Raw genomic sequence first — 17,878 nt, forward strand, 5'->3', positions numbered from 1 at the left:
TAATCCTGATGCGTCACGGCCAGCCAAAACTGGTCGCAACCGCCAAAATGTCAGCGCTCGATATGAAAGACTGGATCGAGCAATACAACCGGTCCGAAATTACCAACCAACCCGTGCCGGATGCCAGCATGCAGCTCGCCGCAACCGCCAAGGTGATTGTCTCAAGCAGCGCGCCTCGTGCGCTGACCTCCGTCCAGGCTCTTGGCCTGAAGCCCGCCCTTGTCGACGCGCTTTTCTGTGAAGCGCAACTGCCTTATGGTCACTGGAAACTGCCACGGCTATCGTCGTTTACCTGGGCATTTATCCTTCGAGTCTTATGGTTGTGCGGTTACTCACGTAGCGTCGAATCCGCCGGAACTGCGAGGATGCGCGCCAGCACGGCAGCTCGACGACTTCAGTCCCTTGCCAACGAAGGACCGGTTCTGCTGCTCGGTCATGGCTTTATGAATCGAATGATCGCCAAACAACTGATGGCCGATGGATGGGTTCGCCAAAAACGTAACGGCAGCCAGTATTGGAGTGCGACGGTGTATCAATATAGCGGTGTTTAAAAGTGCCATCTGGCGTGGAGATTAACGAAGGGAAAGTTCAGGTTGGTCGTTCATTTGTAAAGACCGCAGTCCGGTGTGACTACTTAAAGCCCCGTTGACGAGCAAGAATGGTGAGCGTGCAGCGATTTTCGCCCAAGGGGCCGCCATGCTGATGGTTCTCCGCTCGCCCCTGGCCGTGGGCCAGGAGGCTATTCAGGGCGCTCATGGAATGCAGCAAAAACATCCGCCATAAAATCCATGAAAACGATGGCTCGCTGGGGCAGCAGCCGATTCGCTAAGTATACGATTTGGATCGGGACGGGTGGCGCCACGTATTCGTTAAGCAGCAATTGAAGATTGCCACTTCTCAGCCCTTCCTCATAAAGCCATTGAGGCCCTTGCGCGATTCCCAATCCTGCATTGACGTACTCACGTATCGCCTCAGGCGAGTTGACACGCAGTCGTCCGGAGATCGGGACATCAGTATCCTTAAACCGCCAGTTGGTTCCAGTGGATAGGAGGGTATAAATGAGGCAGTCGTGTTCCTTCAGGTCATCAGGCGAAGAGGGAGAGCCACGTTTCTCTAGGTACGCACGGCTGGCAACGCACACACGCTCGAACCACGCTAGTGGCCGGGCTCGCATTGCACTGTCCTCCAGGTGCCCAATACGAATCGCGAGTTCTGCCCCCTCGTCGACTAAATTGACGTAGCGATCATTGATTTGAAGATCGAGCGACAGTTCGGGATAGCGCCCTAGAAAGCTCGCGACGTGCGGTACGATGAAGGTGTGAGCCAATGCGGTCGGGCAAGCGACGCGCAGTAATCCAGACGGCGCTACGTTCCCTCTCAGTGAGGACTCTGACTGTTCCACTGAGTCCAGAATACGCCGCGCATCTGCGTAGTACCGTTCACCCTCGGGCGTGAGCATCAGCTTTCGTGTGGATCGGTGAAGCAGCCTGGTTTGCAAATGGTCTTCAAGAGCAGCGACGTAACGACTGACGCTCGGTTGCCCTAGTCCTAGATCACGTCCCGCAGCAGAAAAACTACCTGTCTCGACAGCGCGTACAAAACAGCTCATCAGTAACAACCGGTCCATCACGCCCCTTTTCATGCAGATTTTGCATGAGATCTATTCTATTTGCCCATCTTATCAGCGTGCTGGCATGAATACATAGTTGCTCTCAGAAGGTCAGTCGTCCGGCTGGCCGCCCCAAAAGAGAGAAAATTTACATGTCTCGTTTACAAGGCAAGCGTACCCTCATCACTGGCGGTACAAGCGGCATCGGTCTGGAAACCGCCAAGCAATTTCTCGCCGAAGGCGCACGCGTGATCGTCACAGGTGTTAATCCTGAGTCCATGGCAAATGCTCAAGCTATTTTAGGTAGCGAAGTCCTGGTGCTGCGAGCCGACTCAGCTAGTGTCGCAGCCCAGAAGGAGCTGGCGCAGGCTGTTCAGTCCCATTACGGGCAGCTCGACGTTGCCTTCCTCAATGCTGGCGTATCCGTCTGGAAGCCAATCGAAGACTGGAACGAGGAGATGTTTGACCGCTCCTTTGACATCAATGTCAAAGGCCCTTACTTCCTCCTGCAAGCACTGCTGCCGGTCTTCTCCAACCCTGCATCGGTGGTTCTTAACACCTCGATCAGTGCGCACCTGGGCGCCGCGCGTTCATCCATTTATGCCGCAACAAAGGCTGCCTTTCTGAACATGTCGAAAACGCTCTCTAGCGAGCTTCTACCGCGTGGTGTTCGAGTAAATGCGGTCAGCCCTGGGCCGATCGACACGCCGCTGTACGACAAGGCGGGTATTCCCGATGCCTACCGCGAGCAGGTCAACAAAGATATTGCTGCGACTATCCCATTTGGCCGTTTTGGCACGCCTGAAGAAGTAGCTAAGGCGGTGCTGTACCTCGCGTCGGACGAGTCTCGTTGGACGTTGGGAACAGAAATTATTGTTGATGGTGGTCGCTCGCTTTAACGAGATAGGCACGCCTTCGAGTCTGTACATCCCGCTTCCTACCCGGAAGCGGGAGTTGTCGAAATAACAGTGGGTATTCAAATGTCGCAATCACGGCTCACGCTTGTTAGCCACGGGCTTTGTCCGTTTGTTCAGCGAGTGGCAATTTTACTCCTCGAAAAGCAGGTTCCATTTCAGCGCATTGATGTGGATTTGAAGGACAGGCCCAACTGGTTTCGGGTCATGTCGCCAACGGGCAAAGTCCCGCTTCTAATGGTGCAAAAAGGCGATGAGGAAGCGACCGTACTTTTCGAGAGCGTGGCTATCTGTGAATACATCGAACAGGTGTATCCGGAGCCTGCTTTGCACCCGGAATATGCAATCACCCGTGCTCAACACCGTGCCTGGATCGAATTCGCCACTGCCATGCTCGCGGATGCGTGGGGATATTTGAATGCAGCGGATCAGCAGACAGCGCTTAGCAAATCAGCAGCGTTGAGAGGCAAACTAGAGCGATTCGAACTTGAAAAATCGGACGGTAATTACTTCGCTGGTGCGAAGCTCAGCATGGTGGATATAGCCGTTGCTCCAGTTTTCCGCTACTTCGACATACTAGGGTTCGAACCAGGTCATCCATTGTTCGATGGACTTGTTCGCATTGCAGAGTGGCGTCATGCACTGGCCAATCGCGCTAGCGTTCAGGCTGCTGTCGCCGAGGATTATGCAGACCGGTTACGCAAACATCTGCTGGAGGTGAAGGCCATTTTAGTCAGATGAGTCATAAATATCAGTCCAGTGTCTCGTATGGCGGGACTTAGCCTGGTGCGATCGTGGAGCTGGGTCACCTTTGCGAATTTGCAGGAGGCCCGCTTTCCTATTCTTCAGGAAAGTGCCTATACAACGGATAGTGATGCTGAGCTTTCGTTGGCGCTCCATGTCCGCTTTTGGCCGATTTCAGTCTGTTGCGAAGGGCAGAAAACGACCCAAAGCAGCCGGTCAGCGTCGATAGAAATTGGCCGGTTTCTTTCCGTTGTGACGGGCAGGAGCCGACCTCTAAGGGACATCCGGCTAAGAGCGAACTCGTGAATCAGCTTCCGATCCAGAGCATCGTCTGAACCGTAATATACGGATGACTTTCTAACGGCTCCCATTCATCCATGAAAATAAAACCTTGCTTGAGATAGAAGTTCGAGGCTCTCGCATTGTCGGGCGATACGTCGAGAAAAACGCGATCAAAGCCTTCCGCGGTAGCGCGAGCTTTCACAACTTCTACCAACTGAGTTGCTACTCCTGAGCCCCGGGCAGCAGGATCAACCCACATTCCTATCAAGTTAAAGCGATGTGCACTATTGACTGCGGCACCGATCATTCCGACAGGTCTACCTTTGTCGAGTGCCAGCCAAAATACTGTTCCGGTTGATGAGGCTCTAACTTTCCACTGTTCATCAGTGTATGCGGCAGCAGTTTGATAACTGACACCAAATGCCGTTGGCGTGTCCAAAAGCGCGGCGAGTCGGACTTGCTTTAGTAGCATCCAATCCTCTGTTTCTGTCGATCGAATGTCCATGATCTTCCTTGATGAATCAGCGTCCCTCAACCTCTCACAAGAAAGATTAAGGGGCAACCAAGCTCGTGTCGCGTACGTCCGCTCCTGGCAGACTCCTGCCTTTCGCGAGAGGCAGGAATCCATAACCCGAAGCGGACTTTCAAGCTCAGTCATCGTGAATTGGTTTTACGAGCAACAGTTCGTAGGTCAAATCGGCTTCATAAAATGTGGTGCACCATTCTTGAAAGCCCGACCGGGGCTCGCACAATAGACGGATGATGAGTCCGGACTCCGTACTAAAAGTTTCTTTGACGACTGCGATATCCCCAGGCGCCGCATCACGAGCATTTATCCAATCAACATACACAGCCTTCGTAGAATCGACGTGGGTTAGTTTTATGAAGTCGCCTTTGGAAAGTATCATAGCTGTCTTTAATGCCTCCTACCGGTCGGGTAAAAACCTCGTTCGAGTGACTGCTTCTGGCCGATTGCAGTCTGTTGCGAAGGGCAGAAAACGGCCAGAAGCAAACCTTCGGCTATCGCTTCAACCCAAACATGGCCAGAGCGCCCAAACCGCGCATCCTGAAGGTCTGACCCGGAGGAATTCGACCTGCCGCCCACCCACGAATGCGCAGTCGTCCAACTCAGCGATTCTTCAGCATTCTGCTAGGGCAAAGCGTCCCGCTTGGCGAAGATGCTTGCCATTTCCGCCGCGTTCTCGGTTCCCCAGGTGCACAGCGGCACAATCGCTTCAGCCAGGCTGCGACCGAGCGGGGTCAGCGCGTAGTCCACGCGAGGTGGCACTTCCTTGTAGTCGGTCCGCGTCAGCACGTGATCGGCTTCCAGATCCTTCAATTGCTGGATCAGCACTTTGTCGCTGACGCCCGGGATCAAACGCTTGAGTTCGCCGTAGCGCTTCGGGCTGCCGCGCAGGAAAAACAAGACCAGCGGTTTCCACTTGCCCGAGATGATGCGCAGCGTGGCGTTGAGCCCGCAACCGGTGTCACAGATTTCAGAAGTCGTCGTCATTTTTTGATACTTACCAAAAGGTGCATACTTGTCCTTAGGTTATCAGCGATGCATCCTCGTCTCAAGCAAGCAATTCCCTGCTTGGGTACAACTCCAACGAAGGATGCACGACATGACCCGACTGAATGGAAAGACCGCTGTCATTACCGGTGGCGCTACAGGCATCGGCCGCGCCGCCGCAAAACGCTTCATCGAGGAGGGCGCCTTCGTCTTCATCTTCGGTCGCCGGCAGGAAGCGCTCGATGCCGCTGTAGCCGAACTCGGGCCCAATGCCCGCGCGGTGAAGGGCTCTGTCTCCGATCTGGCAGACCTCGACCGACTTTACGCGGCGGTGAAGGCCGAGCGCGGAACCCTCGACATCGTCTTCGCCAATGCCGGGGCGGGAAGTCAGCTTGCGCTCGGCAAGCTCACCGCCGAGCACATTGACGAAACCTTCGACACCAACGTGAAGGGGACGATCTTCACAGTCCAGAAGGCGCTGCCGCTGATGGGGCAGGGCGGTTCGATCATCCTGACCGGGTCGAGCGCCGGCACCACGGGCGCCCCGGGAATGAGCGCCTACAGCGCGAGTAAGGCGGCAGTGCGCAACCTTGCGCGGACCTGGGCGGAGGACCTGAAAGGCACGGGCATCCGGGTAAACGTGCTGTCGCCCGGGGCGACGGCGACCGAACTCGCGAAGGAAGCGCTGGGCGAGGAGGGCCAGAAGGCCTACGCCGCGATGACCCCGCTTCAGCGCATGGCTGATCCGGCGGAGATCGGGGCCGTGGCCGCCTTTCTCGCGTCGCCGGACAGTAGCTTCATGACCGCCAGCGAAGTCGCCGTTGACGGCGGTCTTGCGCAACTCTGACGCCCTGCGCCCAGGCGCTCCATTGGATTATTCGGAGCGCCGTAGAACTCGGTAAACCTCAGGAGAATATATGAGCTACGCAATTATCGGCTTCGGCAATATCGGCCAGGCCCTGGCCAAGGCGTTTGCCCGCAATGGCATCGAAGTATCCGTCGCAACCACGCGCGACCCGCAAAGCTTTGCATCCGCCGCGGCCGCCATCGGCCCCCAGATTATTCCCAAGAAACTGGCGGACGCGGTCAAGGCGGACATCGTCTTTCTGGCTGTCCGTTTCGAGTCGCACCTTGATGTCGCGAAGGTGCTGCCGACCTGGAAGGGAAAGACCATCATCGACGTGACCAATGCCTACGGCGTGTCCCCTGAGGAACTGGGAGGAGAGCCTTCTTCCAGGGTCGTCGCGCAGGCCTTTACTGGTGCACGACTGGTCAAAGGCTTCAACCATTTGGGCGCCGCCGTCCTTGGCCAGGATCCGGCTGTACAGGGTGGCAGGAGAGTCGTGTTCCTGGCGAGCGACGATGACGGCGCCGCAACGGAGATGGGTGCGCTTGCAGAAAATCTCGGTTTTTCGCCGATCAAACTGGGCGGGCTTTCGGAAGGTGGACTGCTTGTGCAGGCGCGTGGAAATAGTTGGGGTCAACTGATCTTCAAGGACTTGGTCAAGTTCGACTGATGGACACGCAAGCACTGGCGCGGGCCTCAAGGATGGTCGCGAACGCCAGGCGCTAAGTACCGAGACGGCCCACAAAAAGGTTGATGCATTGATCTTGGGCCTGGCGCCACTCGACGTTGCCTTGGCTGCGCTGATGCAGAGGCTTGTCCTCTCTCAAGCGTCCTGCAGGCGGTGGTGTGTGCATCTGATTTGTGCGCCGTGACAGGGCGCGTTTGTCGCCTTGTTCATCCCCCGCTCTCAGGAAAGATGCACCCGCCATTGCGGACCAGCGCCTTCACTTCTTCACTCACCTGCATGGGGTTTTGACTTAATCGAGCAACAAACTCCTCGCGGCGCCGCACGTACGACTTCGAATCATGCTTTGCGCTCCAGAGCACAATGCTGATCACAATCGGAATGAGGTCCAGGCCCTTCTCGGTCAACGTGTAAAAGTCCTTGCGCCTGTCATCGGGGCTGGGCGCTTTCGAGAGAATCCCTTGCGCCTCAAGAAAGGCCAGTCGGGAAGCAAGAACATTGGTCGCGATTCCCTCTTCCGATTTCAGGAACTGGCCATACGTCTTCTTACCCACAAAAACGATGTCGCGAATGATCAAGAGCGACCATCGGTCGCCGAAAATCTCCACGCCGTAGTTCACCGCGCAATGGGACCGAACGTCTTCTTTAGATGGTGTTTTCATGGCGAGATCTTAGCATCGCTTGCATGTCGCAAGTAAAACTCAGTTGATCACTTGCTTTTTGCAAGTAAAGCGACCAGCATGGATCGTACGTTGAATGAGTTCGCCGGATCGCCTCGGACTGTGCCCGATGGACACCGGGCCGCTGCTCAAGGCGCGAACGCTGGATCATGCCTGCCTGCTTTCGCTGGGCCTCATTGCACACTTCGTCAAGCACACCAACTTCTCGATCGGCGTCAGCCATCTCGGCTGAGCGTTCCCGTATCACCATTTCTCGCATCACATCACGCCTATGGAGTCATAACATGCACGTTTTAGTCACTGGCGGAACCGGCCATATCGGTTCGTACATCATCCCCGAGCTCATCGCCGCCGGCCACGAGGTCACCGGCCTGGCCCGGTCCGACAAGTCCGCAGCTGCGCTGACCGCACTCGGCGCCAAGGTGCGTCGCGGGGATATTTCCGACCTCGAGGGGCTTAAGGCGGCAGCGTCGGAGTCAGACGGCGTTATCCACGTTGCGCACCGGCAAGACCTGCTTCCCACTGGCGGGATCGACGCCGTGGCCGCTGCGGAACTCCAGATCATGCTTGCGTACGGCGAAGCGCTGGCTGGAAGCGGCAAGCCGCTGGTCGTGTCGGGGAGCATCGGCGCGCCGGGTTGGGAAAACCTGGGCCGACCAGCCACCGAGGAAGACCCGTCACTTCCCGGCGGCGATGCGTACAAGGGGACCTTGCGGGTTCGCAACGTCGTCGAAACCACCGTGATCGGCCTCGCAGAACGCGGCGTGCGGTCATCGATCGTGCGGATTCCTACGATCGCGCACAGCACGACCGACGTCGCCTTCCTTCCATTGTTGATCGGGCTGGCGAAGGAAAAGGGCGTGATCGGTTACCCGGGAGCAGGCGCGAACCTGTGGCCGGCCGTGCACGCCCGTGACCTCGCCATCTTGTTCCGCCTGGCGCTGGAGAAGGGTGAGGCTGGCAAATATTGGCACGGGGTCGAGAGTGAGGGCATCCGGTTCCGTGAGATCGCCGAGGCCATTGGCAGCCGTCTGGGCGTGCCGGCCGTGAGTATTCCCGCGGACGTCCTGATGCTGCCGGGATACTTTGGGTTCCTCGCGAATCTGGTCACGCTGGACCTCCCGGCGTCCAACCTGATCACCCGCCAGACCCTCGGTTGGGAGCCTGTTCAGCCCGGCCTGTTCGAGGACCTGGACAACGGCCACTACTTCCCGGCCGCCTGAGTTGAGGAGGGCGCCGGGCGCAACGGGCCCGGCGGACAGCATGTCGCGATGCGTGATCCGTTCGGGTAACGATGCTGTCGACCCGGGGATAGCATGAGGAATGACGCACGCAGCTCGGCGCACACGGGATATCAATCGTGGGATGCCGTTGAGACAACGAGCAATACTCCAATTCACGAGGAAACAGCACATGAGCACTATCAGCATCATCGGTTCAGGAGGCATGGCCGCGGCGATCGCCGGTCGTACCGCCAAAGCTGGATACACCGTTGAGGTGGTCAGCCGCGACCCCGCCAAGGCGCAGGCACTGGCCGACAAGCTCGCAGCCGGAGCGACCACCGGGACGTACGGGGCCACTCCGGCCGGCGACATCGTCATCCTCGCCGTGCCGTACACCGGTGCGGCGTCGGTGGTGGCCGATTACGGGGACGCGCTCGACGGCAAGGTGATCATCGACATCACCAACACGGCCTCCCCGGACCTCACGGGCCTCGTCTCTCCCGCCGGCAGTTCTGGTGCGCAGGAGATCGCCAAGATCGCCCCCGCCAGCGCGCATATCGTGAAAGCATTCAACACCCTCTTCGGCCACGTCCTTGCTAAGGGTGGGCGCCTCGACGCGTTCATCGCCGCCGACGATCCAGAGGCCAAGGCGCGCGTCTCGACGTTCATCGAGAGTCTCGGGCTGCGCCCGTTGGATGTCGGCGGCCTGCACATGGCCCAGACGCTCGAGGCGCTCGGCCTGATGATGATCGGCCTGGCGAAAAACGGCGCCGGCACTTGGGACATCGCCTTGAACGTCGATATCGGCTGAATCCCCGATACCGTCAGGTCCATTACGTCGCGATCTGAAGAGATTTCTATGAACGTGCAACCGCCGATGGGCGGTGTCTGGACGGAAGCAACCTACCGACCATGAGCAACCGCAGCCAGTTGCTCAGTATCCACACGAACAAAAACAGAGTCTCCAATAGCCGTCAGCACATCCCCCGCATAAACCTCGCAGATAACGCGAGTTTTGCGTCCAACCTCGCCCTCGACTTTCGCACGCAGGGTCAGCGGTACACCCATCGGTGTCGGTTTGATGAACTTGATGCCAAGGTTGCCAGTGACGCAATTGATGCGCGGCAGGCTTCCGACTTCGCGGTGTTCCGTACGGTAGTGGTAAGCCATCGCCGTCCAGTTTGAATGGCAGTCAACCAGCATCGCTATCAGCCCGCCGTAAACCAGATCCGGCCAGCCGCAATACTTGGCATCGGGCACGTGTTCGGCCATGACATGCACGCCGTCTTCATGCCAGACGCTCTTGATGTGAAGCCCGTGGGGATTGCTGCTGCCGCAGCCGTAACAAACGCCTTCAGGTGCGGCGGTGTCTTGCAGGGAGGTGTCGAGCCTGGACATACCGTGGTCATCCTCAGAAATGTGAACCAAACCGTCGGATCTTAACGCTGCAATCGGACGCGGTCACTCGGGCAAGCCGGCCAGCCGCAGTCCCTCCGCGAGCCGCGCGAGATCCTCGGGCCGTTGGATGGGCAGCCAGTCCTTCAGATTGGAGACGTGCAACGAGGGTTCCAGCTCGTGCAGGCGCTGTATCGCCTGCTTCGCTTTGTCCATTTGCCCGGTGAACGCATGACTGGCCGCCATCAGGGCAACCGAGGGCAGGAGGGAGGGCAGGTTCCCCAGCGCTTTCTCCGCCCAGGCCGAAGCGACGTCGAAGCGCCCGGCGAAGAAATACGCGAGCGCCATTCCCACCTGCATCCTGAACATTTCCGGATCCAGCGGACTCAAGCGAACGGCATGGCTCAAATGCTCGATCGCTTCGTCTGTTTCACCGCGCAGTGCACGCAGGACACCGCCCAGGTACCAGGCGGGAGCGAGGTTGGGATTGAGCAGGCGTGCCCTGTCGAGCAGGGCAATGCCGCCATCGACATCGCCGGCAAGATGGGCCAGCGCATGTCCGCCTCGCGTCAGCGCCACGGCATCATCTCGGCCGAGCGACACCGCCAGCCGCGCAAGCCGTATGCCTTCGGCGATCTCTCGAGTCCGATCACTCATCCAGCCATTTAACTTGCGCCAGAAGTGACACCAGGCTGCCATGCCATAGGCCGATGCAAATTCCGGGTCGAGCTCGATGGCCTTGTAGAACAACGGCAGTGCTATATCGACGGCTTCCCGGGTGCCGCTGTGCAGTTTCGCCATGCCGCGCAGGTAATAGTCGTAGGCGTCCAGGCTTTCCGTCGGTTTGCGCTTGGCGCGCTCGATTTCCGCCCGTTCCAGCTGCGGCGAGATGGCGCCGACGACGCTTTCGGCGATTTGATCCTGCAGTTCAAAGATGTCGTCGAGCTGGCCTTCAAAGCGCTCCGCCCAGATGTGCGTCCCGTTTGTTGCGTCGATGAGCTGCCCGGTGATGCGTACCTTGTTCCCGGACTTGCGCACGCTGCCTTCCAGCACGTAGCGCACGCCGAGTTCCTGGCCGACGCCTTTGACGTCCACCGCACGGCCCTTGTAGGTGAAACTCGAATTGCGGGCGATGACGAACAGCCAGCGGATTCGCGACAGGGCGGCGATGATGTCCTCGACCATGCCGTCGGCGAAATACTCCTGCTCCGGGTCGCCGCTCAGGTTGTGGAAGGGCAGGACGGTAATGGAGGGTTTGTCCGGGAGGACAAGCGAGGAGGGCGGTGTTTGCTTCGGGTCCACGGGCGCAACTTCGCTGGTGCCAGGCCCGTCAGGCTGTTGTGCTCCGTCGATCTCGTCGACCTTGATCTCGCCTACAAAGCGGTAGCCCTTGCGAGCGACTGTGCGCACCAGTCGCTGTTCCTCGCCGCTATCGCCGATGGCCTTGCGTACCGCATTGATGTGGCTGGTGATCGTCGATTCCGAGACGATCCGACCGTTCCACACTGCCTTGAGCAGGTCGTCCTTGCTGACGACGCGATCGCGGTTGTTGACGAGCTGCAGCAATAGATCGAAGGCCTGTGGCCCGACGGCCACGACTTGACCGCGCAAGGTCAGTTCCCGGCGCTCCTGATCGAGCACGTAGTCTTCAAACACGAATGGCAAGGCGGATATCCCCTGGTCGAGCGCCCTCGACTCCGTGTCCGAGCTGGCGATTAGTACGAGGTGTCGATAATACGGCAGCGTTTGGTCCGCTGCACCGTCCGCAGGGGATTCCCGTCGCCTGCCTGTTCCCTGGACGAAAAACCAAGCTTGCCTGAAGACAAACTCAAGGCCGGCACAAGGACTTCCCTCACGCGCGCAGGCACTCTCTTTCTACATCGACAGCAATGGTTGCTGTCGAGAAGCGTAGGGAGAGACCCCATGAAGATCGTCGTCATCGGAGGCACCGGCCTCATTGGATCGAAACTTGTGCAGAACCTCCGCGAGCGAGGCCATGACGTACTCGCCGCCTCCCCCAGTACGGGCGTGAACAGCATCACCCGCGAGGGCCTGGCCCAAGCAATGGATGGCGCTGAGGTGGTCGTCGACGTGGCGAACGCGCCGTCGTGGGAAGACCAGGCCGTCCTCGATTTCTTCGAAACGTCGAGCCGTAACCTGTTGGCTGCGGAAGCTGCGGCCGGTGTTCGTCATCACGTTGCCCTGTCGATCGTCGGTAGCGAACGGCTTCCCGAGAACGGCTATTTTCGGGCCAAGGTCGCGCAGGAAAACCTTATCAAGGCGTCCGGCATTCCTTACACCCTCCTGCGTGCCACGCAGTTCTTCGAGTTTGTCGGCGGCATTGTCCAGTCGTTCGCCGTTGGCGAGGAGATTCGCGTTTCGCCAGCGCTGATCCAGCCGATAGCGGCCGTCGACGTGGTGGCAGCGCTGACCGATGTCGCGTTGGCAGCGCCGGTCAATGGCACGGTCGAAGTCGCAGGTCCTGAAGCCATGCCCCTCGACGATCTGGCCAGGCGCTTTCTGCGGGTAAACCAGGACAACCGTAAGGTCGTGCCGGACGTGAACGCGCGCTACTTCGGCGATGTGCTCGACGATCAATCGCTGACCGCCGGCAAGAACGCGCGCCTGGGCGCGATCCGCTTCAAAGACTGGCTCGGTCAGTCGACGGCCGGGTAACGGGGCTCGTCGTCACAACACACACACCCACGAAGGAGATTTGTCATGTTTGCCCGATACCTCTTGGCCGCTGCCTTTGCAGTGCTGTCGATCAGCGCAGTGTCGGCCGCTGAGCCGCCCCCCGGCAAGGTGACGGTCGTGTTTGACCGTCCCATTCCCAACATCCCTGGCAAGAGCATGAAGGGCGTCGTCGTCGAGTACGGGCCGGGCGCCGCGTCGCCGTCCCACACCCATCCGAAAACGGCCTTCATCTATGCAACGGTCCTGGAGGGCTCGTTTCGCATCAAAGTCAAAGGCCAGCCGGAAAAGATCTACAAGGTCGGCGAAAACTTCGTAGAGGAGCCGGGCTCCGTGCACGAAGTCAGCGCCAACGCCAGCGACACCCAATCCGCACGCCTGTTGGCCGTGTTCGTCCTCGACAGCGATGAAACGACGCTCGTGACACCGATCAAAAAGTGAGCCAATCACGCGCTCATGAATGCTCGACAGCCGGGCGGCAGGTCACTGCCGCCCGTGGCTGCTGTAGTCCCAGGCATTGAACAGGAAAAGACAACATGAACGCGCTTCAGGACAAGGCCGCCATTGCCACCGGCGCAAGCGCCGAGATCCCTGTCGTGGTGGCACGGCAAAGCAAGAGAAAGAAGATCGGCATCCTGCTGTGCATCGGTGCCGTGGTGGTCCTGGCTGGCGGATGGGCCATAGTGCTTTCGAGCGGTGCGACCTCCACCGATAACGCTTATGTGCGCGGCGATGTCACCTCGCTCGCGGCAAAGGTTGCCGGTTATGTCACTGCGGTCGAGGTCGAGGACAACCAAACCGTCCGGGCCGGTGACGTCCTGTTCCGTATCGATGACCGGGACTATCGCGCACGGCTGGCGCAAGCCGTGGCCAACGTCAGCGCTGCCCAGGCGCGCCTGACCCATGTCGATGCAGAAACCCAGCTTCAGCGTGCCCTGATTCGCCAGGCCGAAGCCCAGAAACGCTCGGGCGTGGCCGAGATGAATCTGGCGAACAAAACCAATGATCGCAGCCGCAAACTGATTCTCAGCAACGCGGTCAGCCAAGCCCTCGTCGATGAAAGCGATGCGGCGCGATTGAGAGCCGAGGCGACGGTATCCGGCGCTTCCGCAACGGTCGAGGCGCAACAGCAACGCATCGCCGTCCTCGTAGCGGAGCGCGAAGCTGCCGTTGCTGCGGTGACGCAGGCGCAGGCCGCACGCGATCTCGCCCAGATCGATCTCGACAGCACCGTGGTACGCGCGCCGGTTGATGGCGTGGTCGGTAACCGTCAGGTTCGCATCGGCCGCTTCGTTACGACGGGCGTTGCCTTGCTCGATATCGTGCCGGTCAACGACGTATGGGTTGTGGCGAATTTCAAGGAAACACAGCTCGAACAAATCCGCCCCGGTCAGCGCGTGCGCATCACGGTCGACGGCTACCCCAGCGGGGCACTGGAAGGCGTGGTCGACAGCTTTGCACCGGGTAGCGGGTCGGCGTTCAGTCTGCTCCCCACCGACAACGCGACCGGCAACTTTGTGCGTGTCGTGCAGCGCGTTCCGGTGAAGATCCGGCTTGTCCACAACCCGTTGCCGGGCCGCATCGTGCCGGGCCTGTCCGCCCGCGTCGAAGTTGCGCACGGGGAGGGATCATGAACGCGGATGCCAGCGCTACGCGGTGCAACACCAGCGTTATGACCGGTGTATTGCTCATGATCGGCATCGTGCTTGCCACGCTGACGGAGGCGATCGCCAGCACCGTTCTGTCGCTCGGACGCGGCGACATCATCGGCGACACCTATGCAACGCCTGATGAATTCGCCTGGCTGGATATCGGCTACACCGCGCTCAAGCTGATCGGGTTCATGACCGCGCCTTGGCTGCTGAAGCGTTTTAATCCACGTCATGTGATCATCGGCTCAACCCTGGCCATGGGCATGGCATGCGGCATTGCCGCCATCACGGCTCGGCTGGACCTGCTGATCGCGCTTCGTGTTATTCAAGGTTTCGCTGGCGGCACCCTGCTGGTCGGGGGGCAGGCGATCATATTTCGCTCCTTTGCGCGATCTCGCCAACCCATCCTTCAAGCCCTGTTTGCCATGGGCGCCGTTGTCGCGTCCGCGACGCTCGCCCCGGCCCTTCAAGGGTGGTTGATTGATAGCCAGTCCTGGGTATGGATTTTCTTCAGCGTTGTTCCGGTGGCTTTGGCGGCGAGCGGATTTCTGCTGATCGCAGACGGCCCGATGCCAGCCAAGGTCCGGCACCGTCCATTTGACTGGGTCGGCTTCGCGCTGATCGCTGCCACGCTGTTCTGCTTCACTTACGTTCTCAGCCAGGGCAGCCGATGGGACTGGTTCGAAGAGCCACGCATCCTCTGGCTGAGCGTGCTTGGCACAGCTGCGCTACTGGGATTTCTCGGCCATCAAGTGTTGGCCAAAGGCCAAGGTCTGTTCGACTTCACCCTGTTCAAGTCGAGCGATTTTTGCTTCGCTTTTATCGTCAGTTTTGTTGCCGGCGCCGCCTTGTTCGGCAGCGCGTTCCTGATCCCGGCGTTCGCCCTGTCGGTCCTCGCGTTCACGCCTACCGACGCTGGCCTGCTGCTGTTGCCCAGTGGCGGGTTTTTTATCGGCGGGCTGCTCATATCGGCTTATCTCATGCAGGTCCGCCGCGTTCCGCCGGTCGCCACAGTGCCCTTTGGAATCCTGATGATCATGGGTGCGATGTGGATGCTGTCCGGTTCGACCAGCGAAAGCGGCACGGACGACATGATGGCCGCCATCCTGTTGCGCGGTCTAGGCCTTGGCTTCCTGTTTCTATCGATCACGCTGATCGCTTTCAGCGACCTCAACAGCCGAAATCTTGCCTTCGGTATTGGCCTGTTCAATACGGGGCGCCAGTTGGGTGGTCTGATGGGCGTCGCAGGACTCCAGACATTGATCGACCATAACGTCTTCGCCAATGACGTGGTCCTCGGCGCCAACGTTCCCCTGGGAGGAACTGCGGTCATCGAACGGCTGACGACCACGACAGCCATGCTGTCGGTGAAAGGGATGGATGCAGGGGCCGCCGGCCGGGCAGCGGTGAGCCTCCTGGGCCGGGTCGTGTCAGGTCAGGCGACTGTGATTGCCTTCGACACCGCGTTCATCGCTGTTGCCCTGCTTTTTGTAGTCGCCGCGCCCATCCTGGTTGGCATCAAGATCGGTCTCTCGAAATACGCGAAAGTACCCGCAGCGCGAACCGTAGCGTGAGGTTTCACTCAGTCCAGGTTACCCAGCAGCCACTCGCTGAAGATTCGTGCCAGCGCATTATTCTCACTGTCACGATGGGTCAGCATGGCCCAGTTCGGGCCGCGAATGGTTTGCTCCACCAAGGGTTGCAACAATCCTTGGGTACGCGCCTGCCGACTCAGTAACTGGCTGACCAGGGCAATACCGAGCCCCGCGCACGCGGCGTCCAGCAGCAGGCCGGGGTCGGAGAAATTCAGCCCCTGATCTTTCTGGCCGACATCGATGCCAGCCTCCACCGCCCAGTGACTCCAATCCATTTCCCGCTCGCCATGCAGGGTGGTGCGCTGTTCCTGTGGCAATGCCAACAGGCTCGGGTGACACGCCGGGTAGAGGCGGTCGGCGTGCAGCACCTTGAAGCTGCACTCGGCCTGGGAACTGATGTCATCGCGCACGGCGAGGTCGATGGTTTGGGTGGTCATGTCCGGGACTTCATCGGTACTGAAAATCCACAGATCAACGTCCGGGTGCTCGCGGCGAAAATCCCCCAAGCGTGGCAGCAGCCAGTGACGTGCGAATGCCGGGGTGGTGTTGAGGACCAGTTGGTTGGGTTTCTGGTACTGCCCCAAACGGCGAATGCCGACGGCCAGTTGTTGCAGCAACGCCTGGGTGGTGCTGAGCAGGTCGTGCCCGGCATCGGTCAGGCTGACGCTGCGTCCATTGCGAAAGAACAAGGGTTGTTCGAGGTACGCCTCAAGGCTGCGGATCTGCTGACTGATCGCCGATTGGGTGAGGTGCAACTCGGCGGCCGCCTTGTGGAAACTGCCCAGCCGGGCAGCGGCTTCAAAGCCGCGAAGGGTGCTGAGTGGCGGCCAGTGTTTGAGCATATTGATAAGTTCCTCTAATCATTTGTCCGCTAAATCCATCGTTTGTTTGCCTGATTTTACGGCCGTAGCATGCATGCCAGGAACACCCAAGCAGTTTTGTTGAACACAATGGCTTAACTAAAAGGGCTTTTTATCATGCAGCATGTCATGCAGCAGAATGAAATTCGAAACAGCGGTTGGATGATGCCGGCCGAGTGGGTCAGGCACGCCGCCACCTGGATGGTCTGGCCACACAACACGGCACTCTGGGAGTCCGGCTGGGGCGTGACATTGCCGCAAGTGCAAGAGGACTTCGCTCGTGTGGCCAACGCCATCGCCCGTTTCGAACCGGTAAAACTGGTCGTCGACCCTTCTGCTGTCGCCAGTGCCAAAGCGTTATGCGGGCCGAACATCGAATTGATCGAGCTGGCGGTGAACGACAGCTGGTGCCGGGATTCCGGTCCGAGCTTCGTCTGCCATCCGCAACAAGGCCTGGCCGGGGTGAGCTGGCGCTTCAATGCGTGGGGCGGCAAGTCGGCTCATGATCTGGACGAAAGCCTGGCTCGTCGCGCACTCAATCATTTGGGTGTGGCGTGTTTTGGTACCGCACTGAGCAATGAAGGCGGGGCCATCCATGTGGACGGCGAGGGCACGTTGATCACCACCGAGTCGGTGTTGCTCAACCCCAATCGCAACCCGGGCATGAACAAGGCGGAGATGGAGGAAATCTTCACGCGTCTGCTGGGTGTGAAAAAAACGATCTGGCTGCCCGGCGATCCGGACTACGTGACCGGCGACATGACTGACGGCCATGTCGATGGCGTGTGCGCATTCGCCCACCCTGGCGTGTTGCTGGTGGACGCCACCCACGACCGGCAATCGGTGTATGCCGAAGTGGCCCGGGAAAACCGTCGTGCCCTGGAGCTGGCCACCGATGCGCAAGGTCGGAAGTTCGAGCTGATCGAATTGTATGAAGCCAGCGATGCCGTGGACACCGAAGCTGAAGTGTTCTGCGCCTCCTACACCAATTTCTACATCGCCAACGGCGCCATCATCATGCCGGCCTACGGCATTGATGCCGACAACGTTGCGGCCGAAGTGTTGGCTCAGGCGTTCCCCGGGCGCGAAGTGGTGCCGGTGCGGATCAATCACCTGGCCCATGGCGGTGGCGGTGTGCATTGCATCACCCAGCAGCAGCCCGCCTAGCCGGTGGAGGGTTGATGC

20 protein-coding genes are annotated in these 17,878 nt (G+C 59.4%); 13 read left to right on the forward strand and 7 right to left on the reverse strand.

All coding sequences use genetic code 11. The features are described 5' to 3' along the window. The first annotated feature begins 8 nt into the window (after positions 1 to 8). Complete coding sequence (locus KW848_RS04670; protein WP_218536025.1) at positions 9 to 551, forward strand: histidine phosphatase family protein; 543 nt, start codon at positions 9 to 11, stop codon at positions 549 to 551. Positions 552 to 739: 188 nt separating this feature from the next. Here KW848_RS04670 and KW848_RS04675 read toward each other — a convergent pair whose 3' ends face one another. After that, on the reverse strand, positions 740 to 1,627 hold the full coding sequence (locus KW848_RS04675) for a LysR family transcriptional regulator (protein ID WP_165933967.1): 888 nt from the start codon (positions 1,625 to 1,627) through the stop codon (positions 740 to 742). A 134-nt stretch (positions 1,628 to 1,761) separates the two neighbouring features. Between KW848_RS04675 and KW848_RS04680 the strand changes: the two genes are divergently transcribed. Both KW848_RS04680 and KW848_RS04685 read left to right on the forward strand, forming a co-directional pair. Further along, positions 1,762 to 2,508 (forward strand): SDR family oxidoreductase, encoded by a 747-nt coding sequence (locus tag KW848_RS04680; RefSeq protein ID WP_111448873.1) that lies wholly within the window; start codon positions 1,762 to 1,764, stop codon positions 2,506 to 2,508. A 69-nt stretch (positions 2,509 to 2,577) separates the two neighbouring features. Continuing rightward, complete coding sequence (locus tag KW848_RS04685) at positions 2,578 to 3,264, forward strand: glutathione S-transferase family protein (RefSeq protein WP_309140063.1); 687 nt, start codon at positions 2,578 to 2,580, stop codon at positions 3,262 to 3,264. 310 nt (positions 3,265 to 3,574) lie between these two features. Here the strand turns inward: KW848_RS04685 and KW848_RS04690 are convergent, their stop codons facing one another. Further along, positions 3,575 to 4,054, reverse strand: a complete 480-nt coding sequence (locus KW848_RS04690) for a GNAT family N-acetyltransferase (protein WP_051018071.1) — start codon at positions 4,052 to 4,054, stop codon at positions 3,575 to 3,577. Positions 4,055 to 4,699: 645 nt separating this feature from the next. Beyond that, positions 4,700 to 5,062 carry a helix-turn-helix domain-containing protein gene (locus tag KW848_RS04695; protein ID WP_218536027.1) on the reverse strand — a complete coding sequence of 121 codons (363 nt, stop codon included), beginning with the start codon at positions 5,060 to 5,062 and terminating at the stop codon, positions 4,700 to 4,702. Positions 5,063 to 5,174: 112 nt separating this feature from the next. On the opposite strand from KW848_RS04695, the gene KW848_RS04700 reads away from it, so the two are divergent. Both KW848_RS04700 and KW848_RS04705 read left to right on the forward strand, forming a co-directional pair. Beyond that, positions 5,175 to 5,909, forward strand: coding sequence for an SDR family NAD(P)-dependent oxidoreductase (locus KW848_RS04700; protein WP_218536029.1), 735 nt, complete (start codon positions 5,175 to 5,177; stop codon positions 5,907 to 5,909). A gap of 70 nt (positions 5,910 to 5,979) precedes the next feature. Next, positions 5,980 to 6,579 (forward strand): NADPH-dependent F420 reductase, encoded by a 600-nt coding sequence (locus KW848_RS04705; protein WP_218536031.1) that lies wholly within the window; start codon positions 5,980 to 5,982, stop codon positions 6,577 to 6,579. 224 nt (positions 6,580 to 6,803) lie between these two features. On the opposite strand, the gene KW848_RS04710 is transcribed toward KW848_RS04705, so the two are convergent. Next, the gene (locus KW848_RS04710) at positions 6,804 to 7,256 is read right to left on the reverse strand and encodes a helix-turn-helix domain-containing protein (protein ID WP_218536033.1); all 453 of its coding nucleotides are present in this window, start codon (positions 7,254 to 7,256) and stop codon (positions 6,804 to 6,806) included. A gap of 94 nt (positions 7,257 to 7,350) precedes the next feature. Between KW848_RS04710 and KW848_RS04715 the strand changes: the two genes are divergently transcribed. The 3 genes from KW848_RS04715 (at position 7,351) to KW848_RS04725 (ending at position 9,308) form a co-directional block, all read left to right on the forward strand. Next, positions 7,351 to 7,506, forward strand: a complete 156-nt coding sequence (locus KW848_RS04715) for a hypothetical protein (protein WP_223527741.1) — start codon at positions 7,351 to 7,353, stop codon at positions 7,504 to 7,506. A 52-nt stretch (positions 7,507 to 7,558) separates the two neighbouring features. Next, entirely contained in the window at positions 7,559 to 8,497 is a 939-nt protein-coding gene (locus KW848_RS04720; protein ID WP_218536035.1) for an SDR family oxidoreductase, read from the forward strand. A gap of 190 nt (positions 8,498 to 8,687) precedes the next feature. After that, complete coding sequence (locus KW848_RS04725; protein WP_218536038.1) at positions 8,688 to 9,308, forward strand: NADPH-dependent F420 reductase; 621 nt, start codon at positions 8,688 to 8,690, stop codon at positions 9,306 to 9,308. 92 nt (positions 9,309 to 9,400) lie between these two features. Here the strand turns inward: KW848_RS04725 and KW848_RS04730 are convergent, their stop codons facing one another. Next, complete coding sequence (locus KW848_RS04730; protein ID WP_218536039.1) at positions 9,401 to 9,895, reverse strand: PaaI family thioesterase; 495 nt, start codon at positions 9,893 to 9,895, stop codon at positions 9,401 to 9,403. A 63-nt stretch (positions 9,896 to 9,958) separates the two neighbouring features. After that, positions 9,959 to 11,557: a winged helix-turn-helix domain-containing protein gene (locus KW848_RS04735; RefSeq protein WP_218536041.1), complete on the reverse strand. Its 1,599-nt coding sequence runs from the start codon at positions 11,555 to 11,557 to the stop codon at positions 9,959 to 9,961. A 258-nt stretch (positions 11,558 to 11,815) separates the two neighbouring features. Here KW848_RS04735 and KW848_RS04740 point away from each other — a divergent pair, with 258 nt between their 5' ends. The 4 genes from KW848_RS04740 (at position 11,816) to KW848_RS04755 (ending at position 15,812) form a co-directional block, all read left to right on the forward strand. Then, positions 11,816 to 12,568, forward strand: coding sequence for an SDR family oxidoreductase (locus KW848_RS04740; RefSeq protein WP_218536043.1), 753 nt, complete (start codon positions 11,816 to 11,818; stop codon positions 12,566 to 12,568). A gap of 45 nt (positions 12,569 to 12,613) precedes the next feature. After that, complete coding sequence (locus tag KW848_RS04745) at positions 12,614 to 13,027, forward strand: cupin domain-containing protein (protein WP_218536045.1); 414 nt, start codon at positions 12,614 to 12,616, stop codon at positions 13,025 to 13,027. 95 nt (positions 13,028 to 13,122) lie between these two features. Further along, complete coding sequence (locus KW848_RS04750) at positions 13,123 to 14,220, forward strand: HlyD family secretion protein (RefSeq protein WP_218536047.1); 1,098 nt, start codon at positions 13,123 to 13,125, stop codon at positions 14,218 to 14,220. Continuing rightward, the gene (locus tag KW848_RS04755; protein WP_218536050.1) at positions 14,217 to 15,812 is read left to right on the forward strand and encodes an MFS transporter; all 1,596 of its coding nucleotides are present in this window, start codon (positions 14,217 to 14,219) and stop codon (positions 15,810 to 15,812) included. The genes KW848_RS04750 and KW848_RS04755 overlap by 4 nt, the downstream gene beginning before the upstream one ends. An 8-nt stretch (positions 15,813 to 15,820) precedes the next feature. Here the strand turns inward: KW848_RS04755 and KW848_RS04760 are convergent, their stop codons facing one another. After that, positions 15,821 to 16,675, reverse strand: a complete 855-nt coding sequence (locus KW848_RS04760; protein ID WP_218536052.1) for a LysR substrate-binding domain-containing protein — start codon at positions 16,673 to 16,675, stop codon at positions 15,821 to 15,823. 147 nt (positions 16,676 to 16,822) lie between these two features. Between KW848_RS04760 and KW848_RS04765 the strand changes: the two genes are divergently transcribed. Then, positions 16,823 to 17,860, forward strand: coding sequence for an agmatine/peptidylarginine deiminase (locus tag KW848_RS04765; RefSeq protein ID WP_218536056.1), 1,038 nt, complete (start codon positions 16,823 to 16,825; stop codon positions 17,858 to 17,860). Positions 17,861 to 17,878 lie beyond the last annotated feature (18 nt).

It is taken from the genome of Pseudomonas sp. PDM25 (genome assembly GCF_019219045.1).
Lineage (GTDB): Bacteria > Pseudomonadota > Gammaproteobacteria > Pseudomonadales > Pseudomonadaceae > Aquipseudomonas.